Source organism: Streptomyces sp. CG4 (assembly GCF_041080655.1).
Lineage (GTDB): Bacteria > Actinomycetota > Actinomycetes > Streptomycetales > Streptomycetaceae > Streptomyces.
In genome coordinates this window covers 9,284,822-9,303,171 of record NZ_CP163525.1, presented here as the reverse complement: position 1 = coordinate 9,303,171, position 18,350 = coordinate 9,284,822, and the positions used below count along the sequence as shown (strand labels likewise).

Sequence of the window (18,350 nt, the reverse complement as noted above, 5' to 3'; positions counted from 1 at the left end):
CGCGCCGGAGCGCACGGCGCTTGGCCGGCGCTCTGCTCGCCCGGGGGCCGTCGAGGGTGGCATGTGTTCACTGCGTGGCCTCGGCGAGAGGCCACGCAGTGAAGACACTGATGTCAGGCCAGCTGAGCGGACAAGATCGTCACCGGCTCCACCGGCACATCGCCATGCCCGGCTCGGGACGTGGTGGGAACCCCATCGATCTGATCCACGACATCGGTGCCGGCGACGACCTTCCCGAACACCGTGTAACCCCAGCCGTCCTGGCCGGGGTAGTTCAGAAAGTCGTTGTCGCTGGTGTTGATGAAGAACTGCGCGCTCGCCGAGTGCGGATCCGAGGTCCGCGCCATCGCCACCGTGTACTTGTCGTTGCGCAGGCCGTTCTTGGCTTCGTTCTCCACCCGCTGCGGTGCCGGCTTCTGCCGCATGTCGGCGGTCAGGCCGCCGCCCTGAACCATGAAACCGGAGATCACCCGATGGAAGATGGTGCCCTCGTAGTGGCCGGACTTGACGTACTCGAGGAAGTTCGCCACGGTCTTCGGCGCCTTCGACTCGTCGAGCTCCAGGGTGATGTCCCCGGCGGAGGTATTCAACTGAACTGTGGTCATTCGGCCATCGTAGGTCTCCGTCCGGAGGAACCGAGGGAACGGCCCGGAGCCATTCGAGGCCGTGTCCGGTGAGCGTGTTCGCCCGGGGCGGGGCGACCGGTGGAGCGCAGGTCCGGCCCACCCCGACCCCGCGAAGGCGAAGCCCGGCGATGACGGTCCACGCCCCGACCGGACCAACGTGAGCTGGACCACACACCTGTAGGGCTTCCGTCACGAACGAGGGAAGCGTAGGTTCCGGTTACCCCGCAAGAGCGTCCGCAAGGGCGCCGGTCCGCCAGTCCCGGGACGGCGGACCAGCGGGGGCCAAAACCGCACACGCCATCGGGCCGGGCGACAGCCCGGCGGGCCGCCGTTCACCGTGCTCGTGATCCCCACGCACCCTGTTCGCAAAGCGGCCCGGAGCGGGGCTTCGACGCGCCCTGCTCCCCGATCGGCGAGAGATGGGCAGCTCCTCACCGAGCGAAGTTGCCTTGCTACCGCCTCTCAGGGTAGCCGTCGGTGACACACAGCGACTAGGGTTGCGATAAGCGATTGCTCAGCCGCTTTGGGTGCCCCATGGGCGGCGCCGCCAGGAGAGAGGCGAGGAGTCCGTGCCGGTCGTCGACGTATGGATGCAGCACCCCACGCTCCGTCACTCCCGTCACGAGATGTTCGCGTCGTTGCGGCGCTGGACGGGGCAGGCACTCCTGGAGGAGCCATTGCCGGTCGAGGCCACCGTGGCCGCCATGGCCGCGGCCGATGTGGAGATCGGCCTCTCGGCGGCCTGGTACGGCCCACAGGGCCCGCTGATCAGCAATGACGAGGTGGCCGAGTTCGTCGCCCAGTCCGACGGACGGCTGCGCGGGGTCGCCGGCGCGGACCTCACCCGGCCCGTCCAGGCCGTGCGCGAACTGCGCCGGGCCGTTGAGGAACTCGGCTTCATCGCCCTGCGGATCGTGCCCTGGCTGTGGCAACTGCCGCCCACCGACCGGCTGTACTACCCGCTGTACGCCGCCTGCGTCGACCTCGGCATCCCCTTCTGCACCCAGGTCGGCCACACCGGCCCACTGCGCCCCTCCGAAACCGGCCGCCCCATCCCCTACATCGACCAGGTCGCGCTCGACTTCCCCGAACTGACCGTCGTCTGCGGGCACATCGGCTACCCATGGACCACGGAGATGATCGCCGTGGCCGACAAACACGCCAACGTCTACATCGACACCAGCGCCTACACCACTCGCCGCTACCCACGAGAACTGGTCGACTACCTGCGCGGCCGGGGCCGTAGCAAAGTGCTGTTCGGCACCAACTACCCCATGATCACCCCGGCCCAGGCACTGGAACACCTCGATGATCTGGAGCTGGACGAGGAGGCCACCGAGCTTTTCCTGTCCGGGAACGCCCGCCGGATCTTCAGCCTCTGATCAACGAGCTCGGGCCGGCCCGGGACAGGAGGCCGCGTCCCGGCCGGCTCAGAGCCCGAACGCCGTCGTCACCCGCTCAGCGAGATCGTCTTCCGTCATCGTGGTGTCGACCCGGATGGCGCACAGCCGCAGACGCTCGGCTTCCTCCTGGAGGCGTGTCGTGAACATGCGGTCACGCTCGGCGAGATTGCGGCCGGCCTTGGCGGGATCGCTGGTCTTCCCTACAAAGCCTGCGCCAGCAGCGGCACGGCTGCGGAAGGCGGCCGCACGGAAATCAGGCGTGGGAAGCAGCCAGACGGCCTGGTCAGGAGCGGCGAGCAGGGGCTTCACGAGGTGGGGCAGGAGCCGGAAGCCCTCGACGATGACGCAGGGCTCCTGGGGCAGGCGGAGGAGATCTTCGATGATCAGGCCGAAACCTTCCCCTCGAAACCAATGGAATGTCTCCAGCATGACGTGCGGTGAACGGTTCACCCAGCGCTCGTCCATGTCCATGCTCATGAACTGATGCAGCAAGGGAGCCTCCCCTGGCGTGGTCCGCCCCGCGTGATCGCGCATCATGTCATCGGTCGCGTAGAGGCGCCAGCCGTAGTGGTCGGCGAGCCGGCGGGCGATCGTCGACTTGCCTGCGCCACTCCCGCCCCCGATCCAGTAGACGTGCTGCAGCCGTGGCGGCAGCTTTGCGGGGGTTGCCACCTCTTCGGACTGTCCGGGCCGCATACCTCTCCTCTCCGAAGGGGCGAACCAGGCAAGCGTCATCGTGCTCGCCATTGTGGGCGACCAGGGGGACTGGCCCATGCCACTTGTCGTCGTAGCCATCGCCGTGCTGATCCTGCTCTTCCTGATGACGAAGCTGAAGCTCAACGGCTTCGCCGCCCTGCTCCTCGTGGCCGTGGGAGTCGGCCTCGCCCGGGGCATCCCGCTGGAGAAGATCCCCGACGTGCTCTCCGAGGGCATCGGCGGACAGATGGGCGACACCATGCTCACCATCGGACTCGGCGCGATGGTGGGCCGGGTGATGGGCGACTCCGGCGCGGCCCAGCGGATCGCCGGCAGACTGCTCGATCTCTGCGGCCCACGCTGGGTCCAGGTCGCCATGGGTCTGTCCGCCATGCTGACCGGCGTCACGATATTCTACGAGGTCGCCTTCGTCATCATCGTGCCGGTCGCCTTCACCCTCGTACGCGTCACCCGGGCGAATCTGCTCTGGGTCGGGCTGCCGATGTCGATCGCCCTGTCCACGATGCACAGCTTCCTGCCGCCGCACCCCGGTCCGACCTCGGTCGCCGCGACCTTCCACGCTTCCGTCGGACTGACCCTGCTCTACGGCCTGTTCATCGCCGTCCCGGCCGGCGCGCTGATCGCCCTGGTGTGGCCGCGTCTTCCGTTCATCCGGAAGATGAACCCCTCCATACCCACCGGCCTGGTCAGTGACCGCGTCTTCACCGACGAGGAGATACCGGGCATGGGCTGGTCGCTGTCGATGACCCTGCTGCCCGTGGTGCTCATCGCCGGAGCCGCAGTGACCGACCTGGCCACCTCCGGGTCGGGGCCCGTCCCGCACTTCATCGCCTTCATCGGTTCCGCACCCGTCGCGCTGCTGCTCACGCTGGGCGTCGCCATCTGGGCGTTCGGCCCGCGGATCGGCCGCAGCCTGGAAGAGGTCAGCGCCTCCTGCCGGTCGGCCGCCCAGGCGATGGCGATGATCCTGGGAGTCGATCCTGGACGCCCTCACGGTGTGAGCCCAACCGGACATCAGCCGAACGCCTCGCGGACGGCCAAGCCGTCCTCGTACATGTGGTGTGGCACGATCAGTCCGTCCTTCGATCGGGATCCGGTCGACTGACACGGCGGCCTCTCGGGGCACGCAAGTCCCGGCACACGTCACGAGGTGGTCGGCCACGGCGGCGCGGGTCGTGCGGGAGACGAGCCGGCCCACCCACCGGTCGAGCCGGTTCGCGTACCAGTGGTGAAGTGACTCATTTCGCCTCTTACTTCAAGTAGGACTTGCGGACCGGGTGTGACTATGTGATGAAATCTGCCGATGCGTACCCCCCACAAACAGACGCATCAACCTGCTCAGTCGGACGGGCCACCTACCGCTCCGGTTCCGTCCGGCCGCAATCCATACGACGAATTGGCGTCGTTGGCAGACAATCCGCTGGAGGACTTCCTCACCGAGGACGACGAGGACGGCAGGGCGGCCCAGTACGACGACAACGAACCCTGGGAGCCGCCCAATCACCGGCGCGGCAGCCGCCGCCGTAATCGCGCCACCGGTCTGCCCATCATCGTCCGCTTCCTCGTCTGGGTGCTGACCCTCGCCTGCCTCCTCGTCCTGGCCGACAGATGGGCGCTGCTCTACGCCGAGCACAAGGCGTCCGAACGGCTCAAGGCCACGATGCATCTCGCCGCGGCCCCCGAGGTCTCGATCGGCGGGTTTCCGTTCCTCACTCAGGTGGCCGCAGGGCGCCTGGACTCGGTCCGGGTCACCGTCCCCGACATCCCGGCTCACCGCGTCACCCTCACCCAAGTGACCGCGACGGCCAACGACATACGCATCGACGGCGACGGACCGACGACGGTGCGCGGCGCACTCGTTCGCGAGATGCACGGCCAGGTACTGCTCTCCTTCGACGACATGAACCGCGAACTCGGCGCCTCGCAGGTGGCCTTCACGGCCCAGGGACCCGACCGCGTGCAAGCCCACGGCACCCTGCGCATCGCGGGACGCGACCTGAGCGTACGGGCCGATGCCCGCATCCAGCGCGACGGCGAACGCGGCATCGCCACCTCCGTGGACGGCATACGGCTCGACATCGACGACCTCGCGACGTACCGGCCCGGCACCAAGCCCACCGAGGGCCTCCACCTCACCCCCGCCTCAGCGCGCCGGATCAGCCGGGAGGAGGAGCAGATCAAGTCCTTCCTGACGGTCCCCGCGATCGTGCACCGTCTGGGTGTTCCCGACAGCGTCGTGAACGCCGCGCTCCACGACGAGGACAAACTCCATCAACTCACCGGCGCCCCGCGCTTCCTGCACGAGCTGACCAAGATCAACCTCGTGGACGTGGCACTCGCGCACCCGGGCCTTCTCAAGCGGCTGGGCCTCGACCCGTCCCTGCTCACCACGCTGACCAAGCTCACCCGTCCCCAGATCGCCGACCGCTTCTCCTTCGCCTTCCAGCTCCCGAAACCCCCCGGAGGCACGCTGCGCCTACAGAGCGTGACCGTGGGCAAGGACGGCATCCGCGCCGATGTGGCGGGGACGGGACTGCTTCTGGGGCACTGAACGCACCCTCGTACCAGCAGTCACCTCACCCGCACCCGACGGCATTTCGCGACCGCCGCCGTCGGGTGGTTCGCCGTTGGGCGGTTCGCCGTCGGGTGATTTGCGGTCGGGTGGTTCGCCGTCGGACGGTTGCGAGGCAGAGCGGGCTCAGCCGCGCAGGGCGAAGGCTTCCGCGATGTCATCGGGCCCGGCACCGGCCGCCAGCAACAGCCGGAGCAGCACCCGGGCCTTGTACGGGTCGAGGAATCCGCCGTCGATCAGGCCGCGCTGCCGCAGGTCCTGCTCCGAGCCGGGCGCACTGTAGGTGTCCCGCAGGACCGAACCGCTCCCGGTGCGCGAGGCAAGCACGACCGGCATGCGCTCGGCCAGCGCGCCAAGCCGGGGCGCGAGCACACCGGGTACGTGACCGACACCGAAGCCGGCGACGACCAGTCCCCCGTGCGTGGTCTCGAGCCCCTGGAGCTGCATGCCGTCGTCGTCCAGGGTGACCACGTGCAGAGCGACACGCGCGGCCGCGAGCCGCTCCCGGTCCAACCCGGCCGACAGCGGCGCGTGCCGGGGCGGGGCGAGGAGCATCCGGACCCGGCCCTCGACGACGTGCCCGAGCGGACCGGCACTGGGCGAGGCGAAGGTCGCGGTGCTCGTGCTGTGCGTCTTGCGGACCCATCGGGCCGCGTGCACCTCGTCGTTGAGGACGACCAGCGCACCCGCGCCGCGCGCCTCCCGCGCCATGGCGACACGCACGGCGGCGAGTACGTTGGCCGGCCCGTCCGCCCCCGCCATGGCGGGCTGCCGCATCGCACCGGTCAGCACGAACGGCGCCTCGTGCGGCCACACGAGGTCGGCCAGGAAGGCCGTCTCCTCCAGGGTGTCGGTGCCCTGCGTGACGACCACGCCGTCCGCGCCCTCGGCCACGGCCCTTGAAGCGACGGTGACGACGTCGAGGACCTGAGCGAAGGTGAGACTTCCGCTGGGCACGGCCCGCACGTCCCGGACGTCCAGAGGGATCCCCAGCTCCGCCAGGCCCGGTACGGCCGCAGTGATCTCCGCACCGCTCAACCGCGCTCCCCGCGCGCCACCCGGCACCGATATCGTCCCGCCGAGTGCCAGCAGTACGACGCCCAACGCCCGCCTCCTCGCCCGCATTCCGCCAAGCGGAATCCCGCAAGGCAGCCCCCAACCTACTGGTCGACGCGAACATCCGCGGCTGTGTGCAACGTCGATGACATTGGGGCCCGTGTCTCATGCCCTCCCTGTGCCACCTATGATCATGGGCATGTCCGCCCTCCGTGAGCGTTCCGCTCTCAGTCAACTGGCCCCCGGTGAGCAACTCCTGGGGTACGGCTCCGTCGTCCCCGCCAAGAGTGCCAAAGGAATCGGCATCGGCGGGATCATCGCGAACCAGCTGGTCAACAACATCGGCGCGCGGTCCGGCCAGGGCGGCAGCATCGCGGCGGGGATGCCACGCACCTCCGGCGCGCTGCTGCTGCGCGTGACCGACCAGCGCGTCGGACTGGTCCGTCCCCTGGACGGCACCCCCGTGTGGGAGGTGCCGCGGGCCTGGGTGGTTCGGGTCGAACGCCGGCCGCGAACACAGCTGATGGCCCGTTTCCGGCTGCACTACGCCGACGGCTCCTGGCTCGCCTTCCTCACCATGCGGCGCCGCACGCTCGAACAGTTCCGCGCACTCATCGGCTGATCCCCGACCCGAGAGCTTTTCCTCAGCATGGAACGCCGGAAGCCTGCCACCTGAAGGCGGCGTACGAGCCCTCCTCCTCGGCCTTCTCAGTCGGCGAGGGCGCCCATGGGGTCCCAGGCAGGGAGGACGATCGGCGGTTGGTCGAGGGCGGCGGACAGCTCCGGCGGCAGCGCGGAACGCCGGACCGCGATCTCGAAGACATGCTCACCGAACCATGAGTCGTTCATGGTCCAGAAGCCCCTGTCGGCCTTCTCCTCGCCCCAGCTGTTCTCCACCCGCCAGCGACGCGGGCCGCCGTCGACCACGTCGACGCCGGTGAACAGCATGGCGTGGGTCATCTGCGTGTCGTGGTGCAGCAGCCGGGTGGCCTTGTCCATGGTGAAGGGGGTGTCGTAGACGGCCGCGTAGTCGAAGAGCCCGGCGTCCCAGACGCCGGCGTCCGAGCGCATCATTTTGGTCACGTCGCAGCCGAACCACACCGGCTCGCCGCCGACGATCGTGTCCATCGCCAGCCGCTTCAGCAGCTCCATCTCCACGTTGAGGTAGACGACCGGCGGGGCGTCCACGATGTTGCCCAGGTACTCGACGGTGAAGGTACGGCCGACCGGGCTCGACTCCCGCGGGTCGTGCACCAGGCAGACGTACTCGTCCAGCGGGAGCTGCACATACGCGGCGGCGAACTCCGCCGGGGTGAGCCAGCCGTCGCGGTGGAACTGCTTGTCCTTGTCCTCCCACTGCCACAGGAACCGCTGGGGAGGCGTGCCGAGGTGGATGCTGAGCACCCGGTGGACGGCGGCCAGCACCTCCCGCTTGTGCTCCCGCTGCGCTGCGACCCCCTCGGCGGCCCGCCCGCGCAGTTCGTGGGCGCCTTGGCGGAGGAGGGTCTTCAGGGCGCGGTTCATCGCCCGTGTCGCGGAGGAGCTGTCGGTCTCCGGCATGGCCGATTTGGGTACGAGACCGTGCTTGGCGACCAGCGCCACGAACATGTTCCACTGGCCGCCGTCGCCGATCGGGTCCGCCAGCAGGTGCGCGACCGTACGGTCGTCCACGTCACGGTCGGAGGTTTCGATGATCGCCTCGAGGACATGGTTCGCCCGCTCGAACTTGTCCCACCAGAGCAGGTAGTTCTGGGAGAACTCGAAGTCCTTCACTCCCAGCTTCCGCGCGGCGCCGACCCGGAGCAGGTTGAGCCCGGCGAACATCCAGCAGCGCCCGCTCTGCTTCTGGTTGGTGGCCTTCCAGTCGTCCAGGTGGTGGGAGACGGAGTGGTCGATGCCGGTGAGGATCCGACGGTCCAGGGCCACATCGTCCACGGGTGTCTGGGTGACGGCGTTCTGCATCAGCCGGTTCTGCGGACGGGCGGCGAACTCCTTCTCGAAGACTTCGATCTGATCTGACGTCAGACTGCGATCCATGGCCTGGCGGGAGTCGTCGTTTCCGAAGGTCACAGGGTTCAGCCTCCCGTACCGGTGATTCTCGAGAAGAGCGCGCCTTCACCGTTACACGCCGTTCAGTCGGAGTCAACGGAGTATCGGGGGTGAGCCACCGCCGCCGCGAAGTGCCGCCGGGTTCCCGTGGCGCGTGCGCGCCCACTGGTCGGCAGCGGCCCTTTGGTTCAATGAGGTCAGGCGGCAACTACCGCCCGGTGACAGGAGATTCGATGACCACCACCCGCCCCACATTGATCGACGCCGCCCATGGCCTCGCCCCGACCTCCCCCGACAACGCGGACTCCTGGTGGTTCTGTGCCAGGCTGCGGGAGGGTGAGAAGGTCTTCTGGGTGAAGATCCACACGATGACGATGGAGGGTGTCTGTCACAGCACGGTCGCGATGCTCGAGGAAGGCGACGGCCATACCAGCGGCAAGTACGCCGGTGAAGCCGTCGACGAAGTGAAGGTGTCCGCGGATTCTCTCGATGTGCAGACGTCGGTCCTGGCCGTGAGCGGAGACCTGGACCGACTCGACATCTCGGGTACGACGGACACCGCGTCGATTCGGCTCGTCCTTCGGCGCGAGGATCCCGTCCTCTACAACGGCGGCGGCGGAGTCTTCCCCTTCTTCGGCGGGACGACCGGGCAATACGCGCTGCCCGGTCTGATCACGTCGGGAACCATCACCGTCGAGGGCACCACGCATCAGGTCGACGGACGCACCTGGTTCGACCGGCAGTGGGTTGCCGGCATCACCCAGCCGCCGCGCTTCACCTGGCTCGGGCTCGACCTCGGTGCGGGCCGGTATCTGAGTGTCTGGGACACCGTGGGAGACGGCACGTCCTGGCTCACCCAGCTCACTGCCGACGGCTCGCACCTGATCACCCACGCTCAGCGAACCGACCACAACGGGAACTGGGTTCTCGCCATCCCCGCCCTTGACGCCTCCCTCGAAGTCTCGCATCACGCGCTCTCCGACGCCCCGGGCGCCTACACCGGCGCATGTCACGCGACCGGCACTCTCGCGGGCGAGGACATCACCGGACACGGCTTCACCGACGTCATCGGCTGACACGGATGCCGCCGACCGGCTCCGACGCCATCGGCCGGCTCGGACGAGTTCGGATCTACGGATCTACAGATCTACGGAAGCTCTACTGCCAGGTCGTCCACCACAGCCCGTAAGCCGTCCTCATGCTGTCGTGCGACATGCCTCTGCCGCGCGGAGCCTGAGCCTTTGTGCTGGACATCGCTCAGCCAGTCGCCGACGCGCTGGTCGTCGCCGTGCCGGCTGAGGTGTGGCTCGACCCGTTTCCACAGCTCCTCGATCAGCCGGCCGACCGGCAAGGGGGCACAGTCGCGGGTGTGGGTGCCGGGCAGGGTGCCGATGGGCCCCTGCCGGGCGGCCTGCCAGGACGCCGCCCTCAAGAGCAGGTCGGGGACGTCCGGTGCGGGTTCGCCGGCGCGTACCGTCTCGACGGCGTGCGCGACGAGGGCGCGGACGAGCAGCGCGTACGCGGTGGTGATTCCGGCGTCGGGCAGCACGTCCGCGACGCGTACCTCGATGGTGGGCAGGTGCGCCGAGGGGCGCACGTGCCAGTAGAGCATGGCCGGATCCATCGCCGCGCCGCCGGCCACGAGTTGGGCGACGAGCCATTCGTAGTGGGCCACCCCGCGCAGGTAGGGCGGGGGTCCCGCCGAGGGCCAGCGGTTCCAGACCATCGAGCGCCAGCTGGCATAGCCGGTGTCCGACCCGTCGCTGTACGGGGAGTTGGCCGTGAGGGCCAGCAGCAGGGGCATCCAGCCGCGCAGATGGTTGACCGCCTGTATGGCTTCGTCGCGGTCGGTCACGCCGACGTGCACGTGGCAGGAGTTCACACCCTGCCCGTGGACGAGGGGCCCGAAGCGGCGGGCGAGGGCGCGGTAACGTGCCTGGTCGAGGAGGGGCGGTGGCCCGGGACGGCCGAGGACCGGCATGCCGCTGGGCACCAGCAGGCAGTCGTACTCGGCCGCGGCGGCGGCCGCTCCGGTGCGTAATCGCACGATTTCCGCTTCCAGTTCTGCGGCGGTACGACACACCGCGCTGACGGTCTCCAGCTGCGACAGCGAGAGTTCCGGGGTGGCGTGCGGGCCGCCGAGGTGAGCGCGAGCGGCGTCCACGACGGAAGGGGACCTGTAGACGGCCGACCGGCTGTGCCGGTCGGCCAGGACGAACTCCTCCTCGACCCCGACCGTCGGCGGTGCGGGCACCTCCGGTGGGAACCCGGGTCCGCCGACGACGGCAGGAGTCACGGCATCAAACGGCTCTGGCACGTCCAGCCCCTTCCGGAAGGACACAGGACACCGGCATCCGCCCGTCGCGTTCCGCGCGGTCGGCGGCCGGTACGCACACGCTCGGGCGCATGGGCCACTCCCTGCCGAACAACGGGTGGGAAAGGCCATGCTGAGGGTTCGGCGGGGTCGCTGCAAGCGGTTGCCCGGCCACCATCTGAGCGCGCAGACCGCCCGTGACCTGTGCGGCGGCCGTGGGCCAAAGCACCGTAGGTGCACGTGGGGCGAGAGAACCGACTCGCCCGGCTCCTTCTCCGTCATCTGTGTATCGCCTGTTGAATTCCTGTGTACGGATTCATTGTGCGGGAGGCAATGCAATGCACTTCCGGGATATAAGACCGGGCAAGGCCAGTAAAGGACTTCCCTCGATCTGACAAGAATCTTCTTGAAATCCACCACTTCGCCGGGACGGGCTCCGGTGGTGCCGAAGAATGCCGGTCATGGCTACGACAGTTCTCAGGCCGACCGCCTCCCTCCGCATCATGCGTCGCGCCCCTTGGAGGTCGCCGGCGTACCAGCCCGGATATGCGCGTCCGACCCTCCTGGTCATCACCGTGCTCGCGGCCGTGCTGTACACATGGGGTATCGAACACAGCCAATACCACACTTTTTACGCGACCGCCGCACGCAGCATGACGGAGAGCTGGAAGGCATTCTTCTACGGCTCTTTCGATCCGGGAAACTCCATCACTCTGGACAAGTTGCCGGGATTCCTTTGGCCGCAAGCTCTTTCTGCCCGTCTCTTCGGATTTCATCCGTGGGCGCTGGTCCTGCCCCAGGTCCTTGAGGGGGTGGCCGGCCTGTTGGTGCTGCACCGCGTGGTGAACCGCTGGGCCGGTGCCCACGCGGCGCTGATAGCCGACGCGGCGTTCCTGGTGACCCCGGTGGCCGTGGGGCTCTTCCGTACCGCCGTCGAGGACCCCGCTTTCACGCTCTGCGTGCTGCTGGCCGCTGAGGCCACCCAGCGCGCCGCCGTGCACGGCCGGCTGCGTCCCCTGGTGGCCGCCGGTGTGTGGGTCGGCGTCGGCTTCCAGGCCAAGATGCTGGAAGCCTGGGCGGTGCTGCCGGCGCTCGCCCTTGTCTACCTCGTGTCGGCGCCGGTCACCCTGCGGAAGCGGCTGGCACACCTGGCGCTGTCCGCCGTGGTGATGACCGCGGTCTCGGCTTCGTGGATGCTCGCGGTGACGCTCGTCCCGGCCAAGGATCGCCCCTATGTGGATGGCACCACCAACAACTCCGCGTTCAGCATGGTGGTCGGCTATAACTTCCTGAACCGCTTCTCCTCGCTCGGTATCAGCGCCGCTTCCACCGGCAGTGTGAGCGCCACACAGGGCGGCGGCGCGGGCGGGCACGGGCAGGCGTCGCTATCGATCGCCGGAGCCGGCGGTGCCGTGAGCCACAGGGGCGGCTTCGATGGCTCTACCGGGGCGAGCGGGGCCCAGGGGGTGCGGAACTCCGGGGGCCGGGCACTCGGGCCTGCGGCGGGATCCGGGCCGGGCGCCGGGAGCGGGTTCCGCGCCGGTGGCGGGTGGGGCGGTGGCCAGAACGGCTGGTCGAAGATGTTCGGCGCGTCGTTGGCCTCGCAGACCGGTTGGCTGTATCCGATGGGTGCCTTCGCCTGCGTCTGCGGTCTCCTGTGGCGCCGCGGCAAGCCCCTCACCGACCGCTCGCGTGCCGGATTCGTGCTGTGGGGCACCTGGCTGGCGACGTATTTCCTGGTCTTCAGCGCGGGCAGCGTCGGCGGCCACACGTACTACATGGGGGTGATCGCGGTTCCCCTCGCCGCGCTCACCGGTGCCGGTGTCGTGCTGCTGTGGCGCGCCTACCGGGCGGGCGGCCCTCGCGCATGGGCACTGCCCGGAGCGGTGGCGGCGACGGCCGCGTGGAGCGCGTACGTCGCGGACCGGTTCCCGTCGTTCCTGCCGTGGCTGGCGCCCGTGGTGGGCCTGCTCGGTCTCGCCGCCGTTGTCCTGCTGGTGCTGGCGAGGACCGTGCGTGCGGCGTCCGGCGGCCGGCTCGCCCTGGTCGGGCTGGTCGTGTCCCTCGTGGCGATGCTCATCGCGCCCAGTGCATGGGCGGCACAGGTGCTCAGGCCTTCGTACCGGGACTCGGGGATGGGCGCGGTCGGCCCGTCCGGCATGACCCGCGGCCACGGTTCTGTGAGGTCAGCGGGCCGCCCTGGCGGGCGGGTGTCCTGGGCAGGTGGCACGGAGCGCCGCCGGGTGGCAGGAACCGACGGGGCGCGCGGCCTCAGCGATCTCGGCGACTTCAGCGATCCTGCCGGTGCCGGCGACTTCGCCGATGCCGTTGGCTCGGGCGGCTTCGGTGGCCCCAACGCAGACGGCCAACTCACCGCCAGCCAGCGCAAGTTGCTCGCCTACACGTCCGCGCACCGGGGATCGGCCACGTACGTCTTCGCCACCGCGAGTTGGAGCGGCGCGGCTCCCTACATCCTCGCCACCGGGGCCCATGTACTGCCGCTCGGCGGCTTCAGCGGCAGGGTGCCGTTCCCGAGCACGGCGCAGTTCCGGCAACTGGTCGACTCCGGCAAGCTGAAGTACGTGGTGCTGGGCGGCACGGGGCGCGGTGGGGGCGGCATGTTCGGGGAAGCCGGCGGGACTTCGGCCGGCGCGCAGATCACCGCGTGGGTTCAGTCGTCCTGCCGCCGTATCCCGAACGCGGCCTATGGCGTCGCCTCCGGCCTCATCTCCGGCCCCGCTGCCGGCCGTAGCGGCGCCCGTGCCACCGAGCAGGCCCTCTACCAGTGCCGTCCCGGCAGGTGACGGAGAGACGAACGCCGGCGCCTGCCATGCATCTTGGCGGGAGCACGGCCGCGGTTCTGGTCATGGCCGAGCCGCGGACCGTCCTTCTGCTGCGCGACCCGTGGAGAAGGTGCTGAACAAGCATGCCGAGGACGGTTGGGGCCTGAAGGCCATCACGGCCGCCGACGTCAAGGGCCGCATAGGGCCGGGAGCCGTGGAGGGTCTGCTGCTGACCTTAGAGCGTCCGCGCGGCTGACACTCGCGCCGCACCACCGCGCGACGGCTGAATCTCGCGCCGTCGGACCGGCTGCGACGGCTGACGCTCGCGCCGTCGGACCGGCGCCCCCGCGCCTCGTACGGCGGTGCCTGCCGGCCTGCGGCCTGGGCGCATGCCCGGGCCGTCGGTCCGAAGACACTCCCGGGTCCATGTGAGACCGTGGTGTCAGGAAGCCCTCCTGCGGATGCGGCCGACACGATGGATCTCAGGGATCTGGCTGACAAGGACCGGGGCGATCCGTTCGGCATCATGTCTGCCGCCGTCGCCCTCGTGGACGTACACGGTCTGATCCGGTACTGGAGTCAGCGGGCGGAAGACCTTCTCGGGTATCCGGCGTCCAGTGTGCTGGGGCGGTCCGTGGCTTCGCTCCTCGCCAGGGTCCCGAGCGAGGCCCTGAGTGAGCAGTCGGCGACGTCCGTGCCGTCCGCGGCGGAGCGGATCGGGGCGGGCTGGGAGGGTCTGATCACCGCGCGTCACCGTGCGGGTCACCCGGTCGAGCTGGCCGTACGGGTGTGTCCGCTGCACGCGGAGCAGGGCTCCGTCTGGCTCGCCGCGGCGTGCGAAGCCTCCGACTCGCGCCGGTGGGAACTCGATCAGGCGGTGCTGCACGGTCTCCTGGAGGAGTCACCGATCGGTATCGCCGTCCTCGACAGCGAGCTGCGCTTCCAGTGGGTGAACCAGGTGCTGGCTGCCATGGAGGGCCTGCCCGCCCCCCTCGGGGGCCACCGGGCAGCCGGGGCTGCCGGACCGGGCCCGGTGCCGCCGGCCGTGGACTGGCAGGCGCGCCAGGCTCTGCTGTCGGGTCGGGTCACCCCGGCCGTGGAGCATGTGCCGCCCCCGCAGGGCAGGTCTCGCCGGAACTCGCAGGGGCAGCTCCGGCTCCGCTCCTCGTTCCCGCTGCGGGACGGCGACGGCAAGACCCTCGGGGTGTGTCACACCGCCGTCGACTTCACCGCCCAGGACCGGGCACACGAGCGGCTCGCGCTGGTCAACGAGGCGGGACAGCGCATCGGCACCACGCTGGACCTGGACCGCACGGTGCAGGAACTGGCCGAGGTCCTTGTGCCGCAGCTCGCCGACTTCGTGGCGATCGACCTCTTCCAGGGCGTCCTCGCGGCCAGGGACCTCACCCCGGGGCCGGTCACCGGTGGCACGCTGCAGCGGGCGGCACATGTGTCGATCCACGTGGAGCGGCCGGAGGCGATCGTGCCGATCGGGGAGCCCACCGGGTACCCGGCCAAGTCTCCGCAGCGTCGTTGCCTGACCACGGGCCGGCCCATCCTCGATCCGGTGCTGGACACGACGACATGGTGGCTGGCCGACGACCCGCAGCGCCTGGCCAAGCTCGTCAGTCTCGGTGTGCACACCCACCTGGTGGTGCCGCTGCGGGCGCGGGGCACCACCATGGGCGTGGTCAGTCTGCTGCGCTGGGAGAACCCCAATCCGTTCGACGAGGACGACCTGCTGCTCGTGGAGGAACTCGTGGCGCGGGCCGCGGTGTGTGTGGACAACGCCCGGCGTTTCGTCCGCGAGCACCACGCGGCGCTCGCCCTTCAGACCAGTCTGCTGCCCCCGGATCTGCCCGATCACTGCGCCGTCGAGGTCGCCTACCGCTATCTGCCGACCGACGCCGAGGCCGGCGTGGGCGGCGACTGGTTCGACGTCATACCGCTGTCCGGCGCCCGCGTCGCCCTGGTGGTGGGGGATGTCGTCGGCCATGGCATCCACGCCGCGGCCAGCATGGGCCGGCTGCGGGCGTCGGTGCAGACACTCGCCGACCTGGATCTGCCCCCGGACGAATTGCTCGCGCATGTCGACGACCTGGTCCTTCGGCTGGCGGACGAGGCGGAGGCGGCCACGGACGGGCCGGTCGTGATCGGGGCGACCTGCGTCTACGCGGTCTACGACCCGATCTCGCGGAAACTCAATGTGGCGCGGGCCGGACATCCCACCCCCGCCATCGCCCACCTGAGCGAGCCGGTGGAACTGCCCGACGTCCCCGCCGGTCCCCCTCTGGGACTGGGCGGTCTGCCCTTCGAGTCCGCCGAATTCGAGCTGGAGGAAGGCAGCGTCGTCGCCCTCTACACCGACGGCCTGATCGAGGCCTCGGACCGCGATGTCGATGTCGGTTTCGAGCGTCTCTGCTTCGCCCTGGCCCACCCCGACCGGCCGCTGGAGGAGATCTGCGACACGATGGTCCGCATTCTGCTGCCGGACCATCCCCACGACGATGTCGCCTTCCTCATCGCCCGGACTCGCGCCCTGGCGCCCGACCACGTGGTCTCCTGGGAGGTTCCCGCCGATCCGCAGGCGGTGCACGACGCGCGGGACAACGCCACCCGTCAGTTGGCGGCGTGGGGGCTGGAGGACATCGCCTTCACCACCGAGCTGATCGTGAGCGAGCTCATCACCAACGCCATCACGCATGCCTGCGGACCGATCAGCCTGCGTCTGATCCACGAACGGACCCTCATCTGTGAGGTGTCGGACGCCAGCAACACCTCGCCCCATCTGCGCCGTGCCCGCAACACGGATGAGGGCGGGCGAGGTCTCTTCCTGGTCGCGCAGGTCGCCCAGCGCTGGGGCACGCGGTACACGGAGACGGGCAAGACCATCTGGACGGAGCAGCAGCTACCGGCTGACACACCCCGCTGACGGCCGACCGGCCGTGCAGGCACCGGCCGCCGAATTCGCCCGAATCGTAGGGGAGTTCGTGGCGATCGCCCGCTGCCGCAGTCGTACCACGATCAATTCGGCAGGCACTGCCACCTGCCTCGTCAACGGGCGGCAAGCGCCTCCAGCATCGTCTGTGCGGTGTCCGTCGCGTCGTAGTTCTCACTCACGCCCGGGACCAGGACGATGTCGCCCTCGATGTGCCGGGCACGCAGGGGCGCGATGGCCTGGTACGCATCGGAGTCCCACCAGGCGCGTGCCTTCGCGATCGACGGGAAGCCGATCACGACGACCTGTCCGGGCCATGCGCCCTCCTTCACCTCGTGCGCGGAGCCGTGGACGAGGAAGCGGCCGCCGTGCGGCTCGAAGGTGGCGGTGATGCGCGCGATGTACTCGGCGATCTCCGGGTGCGGGGCGGCTTCCCGCAGGTGAGCTATCGCGTAGGCGGTCATGGCGGCGTCCTTCCGGCTGGTCGGCTGCTGATGTCCACGATCCTGCCCCGGGGGCGGGCCGCGGTCGATGACCTGCCGGGTAATCGACGCGAGGGCAGATGTCCGCGCCTGGCACGGCCCGCCCGGTGTGCTCGCCGGGTCATCGGTGCGCAGCAGCCGGATCACCGGGAGTCGAGGAAGTCGACGAGGTGCGTGGCGATCTCGTCCGGGGCTTCCACCTGGGGGTAGTGGCCGACGGCGGGTGGTCCGGCGAGTTCGGTGACGGTGGCGGACGGCATGCGCTGTCTGATGCGGGCGAGGACATGCGCGCCGCTGATCGGGTCGGCGGGTCCCCAGAGGAACAGGGTGGGGCCCGAGTAGCCCTCCAGCGCAGGGACCCAGCGGGCTTCATGGGTGCGCCGCTCGTCGATGTAGCGGAGCAGTCGCGGAGCCAGCAGGCGGCCCCCGTCATGGCTGATGCTCTCCCACATGGCGTGCAGATCGCCGTCCGGGACGGGCCGGCCCAGCACCTGGCGCATCGTCGCGCGGAAACCGCGTTCGGTGACCGCGTGGGCGAGGAGCGGACCGAGCGGGCCGTGGAGCAGCCGCTGCACGCGTACGGGCCGGTGGAGGTCCGGGTAGAGGCCGCCGTTCAACCAAGCCATGCGGGTGATCCGGGCGGGGCCGCGGGCGAGCAGTTCCTGGGCCACGCTGACGCCGTAGTCGTGGGCGACCAGTACGGTGTCGTCGATGTCGAGGTGGCGCCAGATGTCCTCCACCAGGTCGGCCTGTTCCAGCACCGAGTAGGTGTGCCGTCGTGGCTTGTCGCTGTGTCCGAAGCCGAGCAGGTCGAAGGTGATGACCCGGTGCCCCCGCGCCGCCAGCCGGGGCACGATCAGGGACCAGTCGTGGGAGGAGGTGGGAAAGCCGTGGACGAGTGTCACGGGCGGGCCGGCCACGGGACCGTCCTGGCGGACGAACAGTGAGTGCGGCCCCGTGCGGCCGTGAACGGTGATCCGGCTCCCTCCCGTGGCCCAGTGCGCATTGCTGGGCATGGCGTTCCGGGACATCAGCGGCCCTCCGGTGTCGCGGCGATTCCGTCCAGCAGGCAGCACGGCCCGAAGCCCAACTCCCCGCCACCGTCCAGGTAGTTGAGCAGTGACACGTGGGTGGTGAGCAGCGGATGCGTCCGGGCCGGCAGCGAGGCGAACAGGCTGGTCATGGCGGCGCGTCCACCCCCGCGCCCGGCCTCGGTTCCGGCGCGCCGGTCCGGGAGAGCAACATCCACTGGACGCACCTTAGGCGTCCAGTGGACGCGCCACAAGCAAGTGCTCCGCACCCGGCCGGTCTCCGCTCGCCGTTCCTGCCCCGCCCCACGGTTCGGACGGCCGCGGGCCAGCCGGCGAAGACCCTGCCCTGCTTCACGACGTAGTGCGCCGGCTCGGAGCA

The 18,350-nt window shown here is 69.7% G+C and carries 15 protein-coding genes and 1 pseudogene; 8 read left to right on the top strand and 8 right to left on the bottom strand.

Annotation, left to right across the window (positions count from 1 at the left end):
* Window positions 1–113: 113 nt before the first annotated feature.
* Window positions 114–605 carry a peptidylprolyl isomerase gene (locus AB5L52_RS42910; protein ID WP_351027245.1) on the bottom strand — a complete coding sequence of 164 codons (492 nt, stop codon included), beginning with the start codon at window positions 603–605 and terminating at the stop codon, window positions 114–116.
* Between the two features lie 590 nt (window positions 606–1,195).
* Here AB5L52_RS42910 and AB5L52_RS42905 point away from each other — a divergent pair.
* Complete coding sequence (locus AB5L52_RS42905) at window positions 1,196–2,008, top strand: amidohydrolase family protein (RefSeq protein WP_351027243.1); 813 nt, start codon at window positions 1,196–1,198, stop codon at window positions 2,006–2,008.
* A gap of 48 nt (window positions 2,009–2,056) precedes the next feature.
* Here the strand turns inward: AB5L52_RS42905 and AB5L52_RS42900 are convergent, their stop codons facing one another.
* Window positions 2,057–2,725: a hypothetical protein gene (locus AB5L52_RS42900; RefSeq protein ID WP_369368492.1), complete on the bottom strand. Its 669-nt coding sequence runs from the start codon at window positions 2,723–2,725 to the stop codon at window positions 2,057–2,059.
* 76 nt (window positions 2,726–2,801) lie between these two features.
* Between AB5L52_RS42900 and AB5L52_RS42895 the strand changes: the two are divergent.
* Window positions 2,802–3,716: pseudogene (locus tag AB5L52_RS42895) on the top strand (gluconate permease); the annotation flags it as partial.
* A gap of 435 nt (window positions 3,717–4,151) precedes the next feature.
* Window positions 4,152–5,297, top strand: a complete 1,146-nt coding sequence (locus AB5L52_RS42890; protein ID WP_369368491.1) for a DUF2993 domain-containing protein — start codon at window positions 4,152–4,154, stop codon at window positions 5,295–5,297.
* A gap of 147 nt (window positions 5,298–5,444) precedes the next feature.
* Here AB5L52_RS42890 and AB5L52_RS42885 read toward each other — a convergent pair whose 3' ends face one another.
* Window positions 5,445–6,422 carry an asparaginase gene (locus AB5L52_RS42885; protein WP_369368490.1) on the bottom strand — a complete coding sequence of 326 codons (978 nt, stop codon included), beginning with the start codon at window positions 6,420–6,422 and terminating at the stop codon, window positions 5,445–5,447.
* 151 nt (window positions 6,423–6,573) lie between these two features.
* Here AB5L52_RS42885 and AB5L52_RS42880 point away from each other — a divergent pair, with 151 nt between their 5' ends.
* The gene (locus AB5L52_RS42880) at window positions 6,574–6,996 is read left to right on the top strand and encodes a hypothetical protein (protein ID WP_351027236.1); all 423 of its coding nucleotides are present in this window, start codon (window positions 6,574–6,576) and stop codon (window positions 6,994–6,996) included.
* Window positions 6,997–7,082: 86 nt separating this feature from the next.
* On the opposite strand, the gene AB5L52_RS42875 is transcribed toward AB5L52_RS42880, so the two are convergent.
* Complete coding sequence (locus AB5L52_RS42875; protein WP_369368489.1) at window positions 7,083–8,444, bottom strand: aminopeptidase C; 1,362 nt, start codon at window positions 8,442–8,444, stop codon at window positions 7,083–7,085.
* Between the two features lie 212 nt (window positions 8,445–8,656).
* On the opposite strand from AB5L52_RS42875, the gene AB5L52_RS42870 reads away from it, so the two are divergent.
* Window positions 8,657–9,499: a lipocalin-like domain-containing protein gene (locus tag AB5L52_RS42870; RefSeq protein ID WP_369368488.1), complete on the top strand. Its 843-nt coding sequence runs from the start codon at window positions 8,657–8,659 to the stop codon at window positions 9,497–9,499.
* Between the two features lie 71 nt (window positions 9,500–9,570).
* Here AB5L52_RS42870 and AB5L52_RS42865 read toward each other — a convergent pair whose 3' ends face one another.
* On the bottom strand, window positions 9,571–10,740 hold the full coding sequence (locus AB5L52_RS42865; protein ID WP_369368487.1) for a glutamate--cysteine ligase: 1,170 nt from the start codon (window positions 10,738–10,740) through the stop codon (window positions 9,571–9,573).
* Between the two features lie 458 nt (window positions 10,741–11,198).
* On the opposite strand from AB5L52_RS42865, the gene AB5L52_RS42860 reads away from it, so the two are divergent.
* From AB5L52_RS42860 to AB5L52_RS42850, 3 genes are all read left to right on the top strand, one after another.
* A complete protein-coding gene (locus AB5L52_RS42860) occupies window positions 11,199–13,541 on the top strand; it encodes an ArnT family glycosyltransferase (protein ID WP_369368486.1) in 2,343 nt (780 codons plus the stop codon).
* 109 nt (window positions 13,542–13,650) lie between these two features.
* A complete protein-coding gene (locus AB5L52_RS42855; RefSeq protein WP_369368485.1) occupies window positions 13,651–13,776 on the top strand; it encodes a DUF4177 domain-containing protein in 126 nt (41 codons plus the stop codon).
* 270 nt (window positions 13,777–14,046) lie between these two features.
* Window positions 14,047–16,452: a SpoIIE family protein phosphatase gene (locus AB5L52_RS42850; RefSeq protein WP_369368484.1), complete on the top strand. Its 2,406-nt coding sequence runs from the start codon at window positions 14,047–14,049 to the stop codon at window positions 16,450–16,452.
* 122 nt (window positions 16,453–16,574) lie between these two features.
* Here AB5L52_RS42850 and AB5L52_RS42845 read toward each other — a convergent pair whose 3' ends face one another.
* The 3 genes from AB5L52_RS42845 to AB5L52_RS42835 all read right to left on the bottom strand — a co-directional run bounded on the left by AB5L52_RS42845 (window position 16,575) and on the right by AB5L52_RS42835 (window position 18,189).
* Complete coding sequence (locus tag AB5L52_RS42845; protein WP_369368483.1) at window positions 16,575–16,922, bottom strand: DUF1330 domain-containing protein; 348 nt, start codon at window positions 16,920–16,922, stop codon at window positions 16,575–16,577.
* 161 nt (window positions 16,923–17,083) lie between these two features.
* Window positions 17,084–17,971: an alpha/beta hydrolase gene (locus AB5L52_RS42840; RefSeq protein WP_351027224.1), complete on the bottom strand. Its 888-nt coding sequence runs from the start codon at window positions 17,969–17,971 to the stop codon at window positions 17,084–17,086.
* A complete protein-coding gene (locus AB5L52_RS42835; protein WP_351027223.1) occupies window positions 17,971–18,189 on the bottom strand; it encodes a hypothetical protein in 219 nt (72 codons plus the stop codon). Before AB5L52_RS42835 ends, AB5L52_RS42840 begins: the two co-directional genes overlap by 1 nt.
* Window positions 18,190–18,350 lie beyond the last annotated feature (161 nt).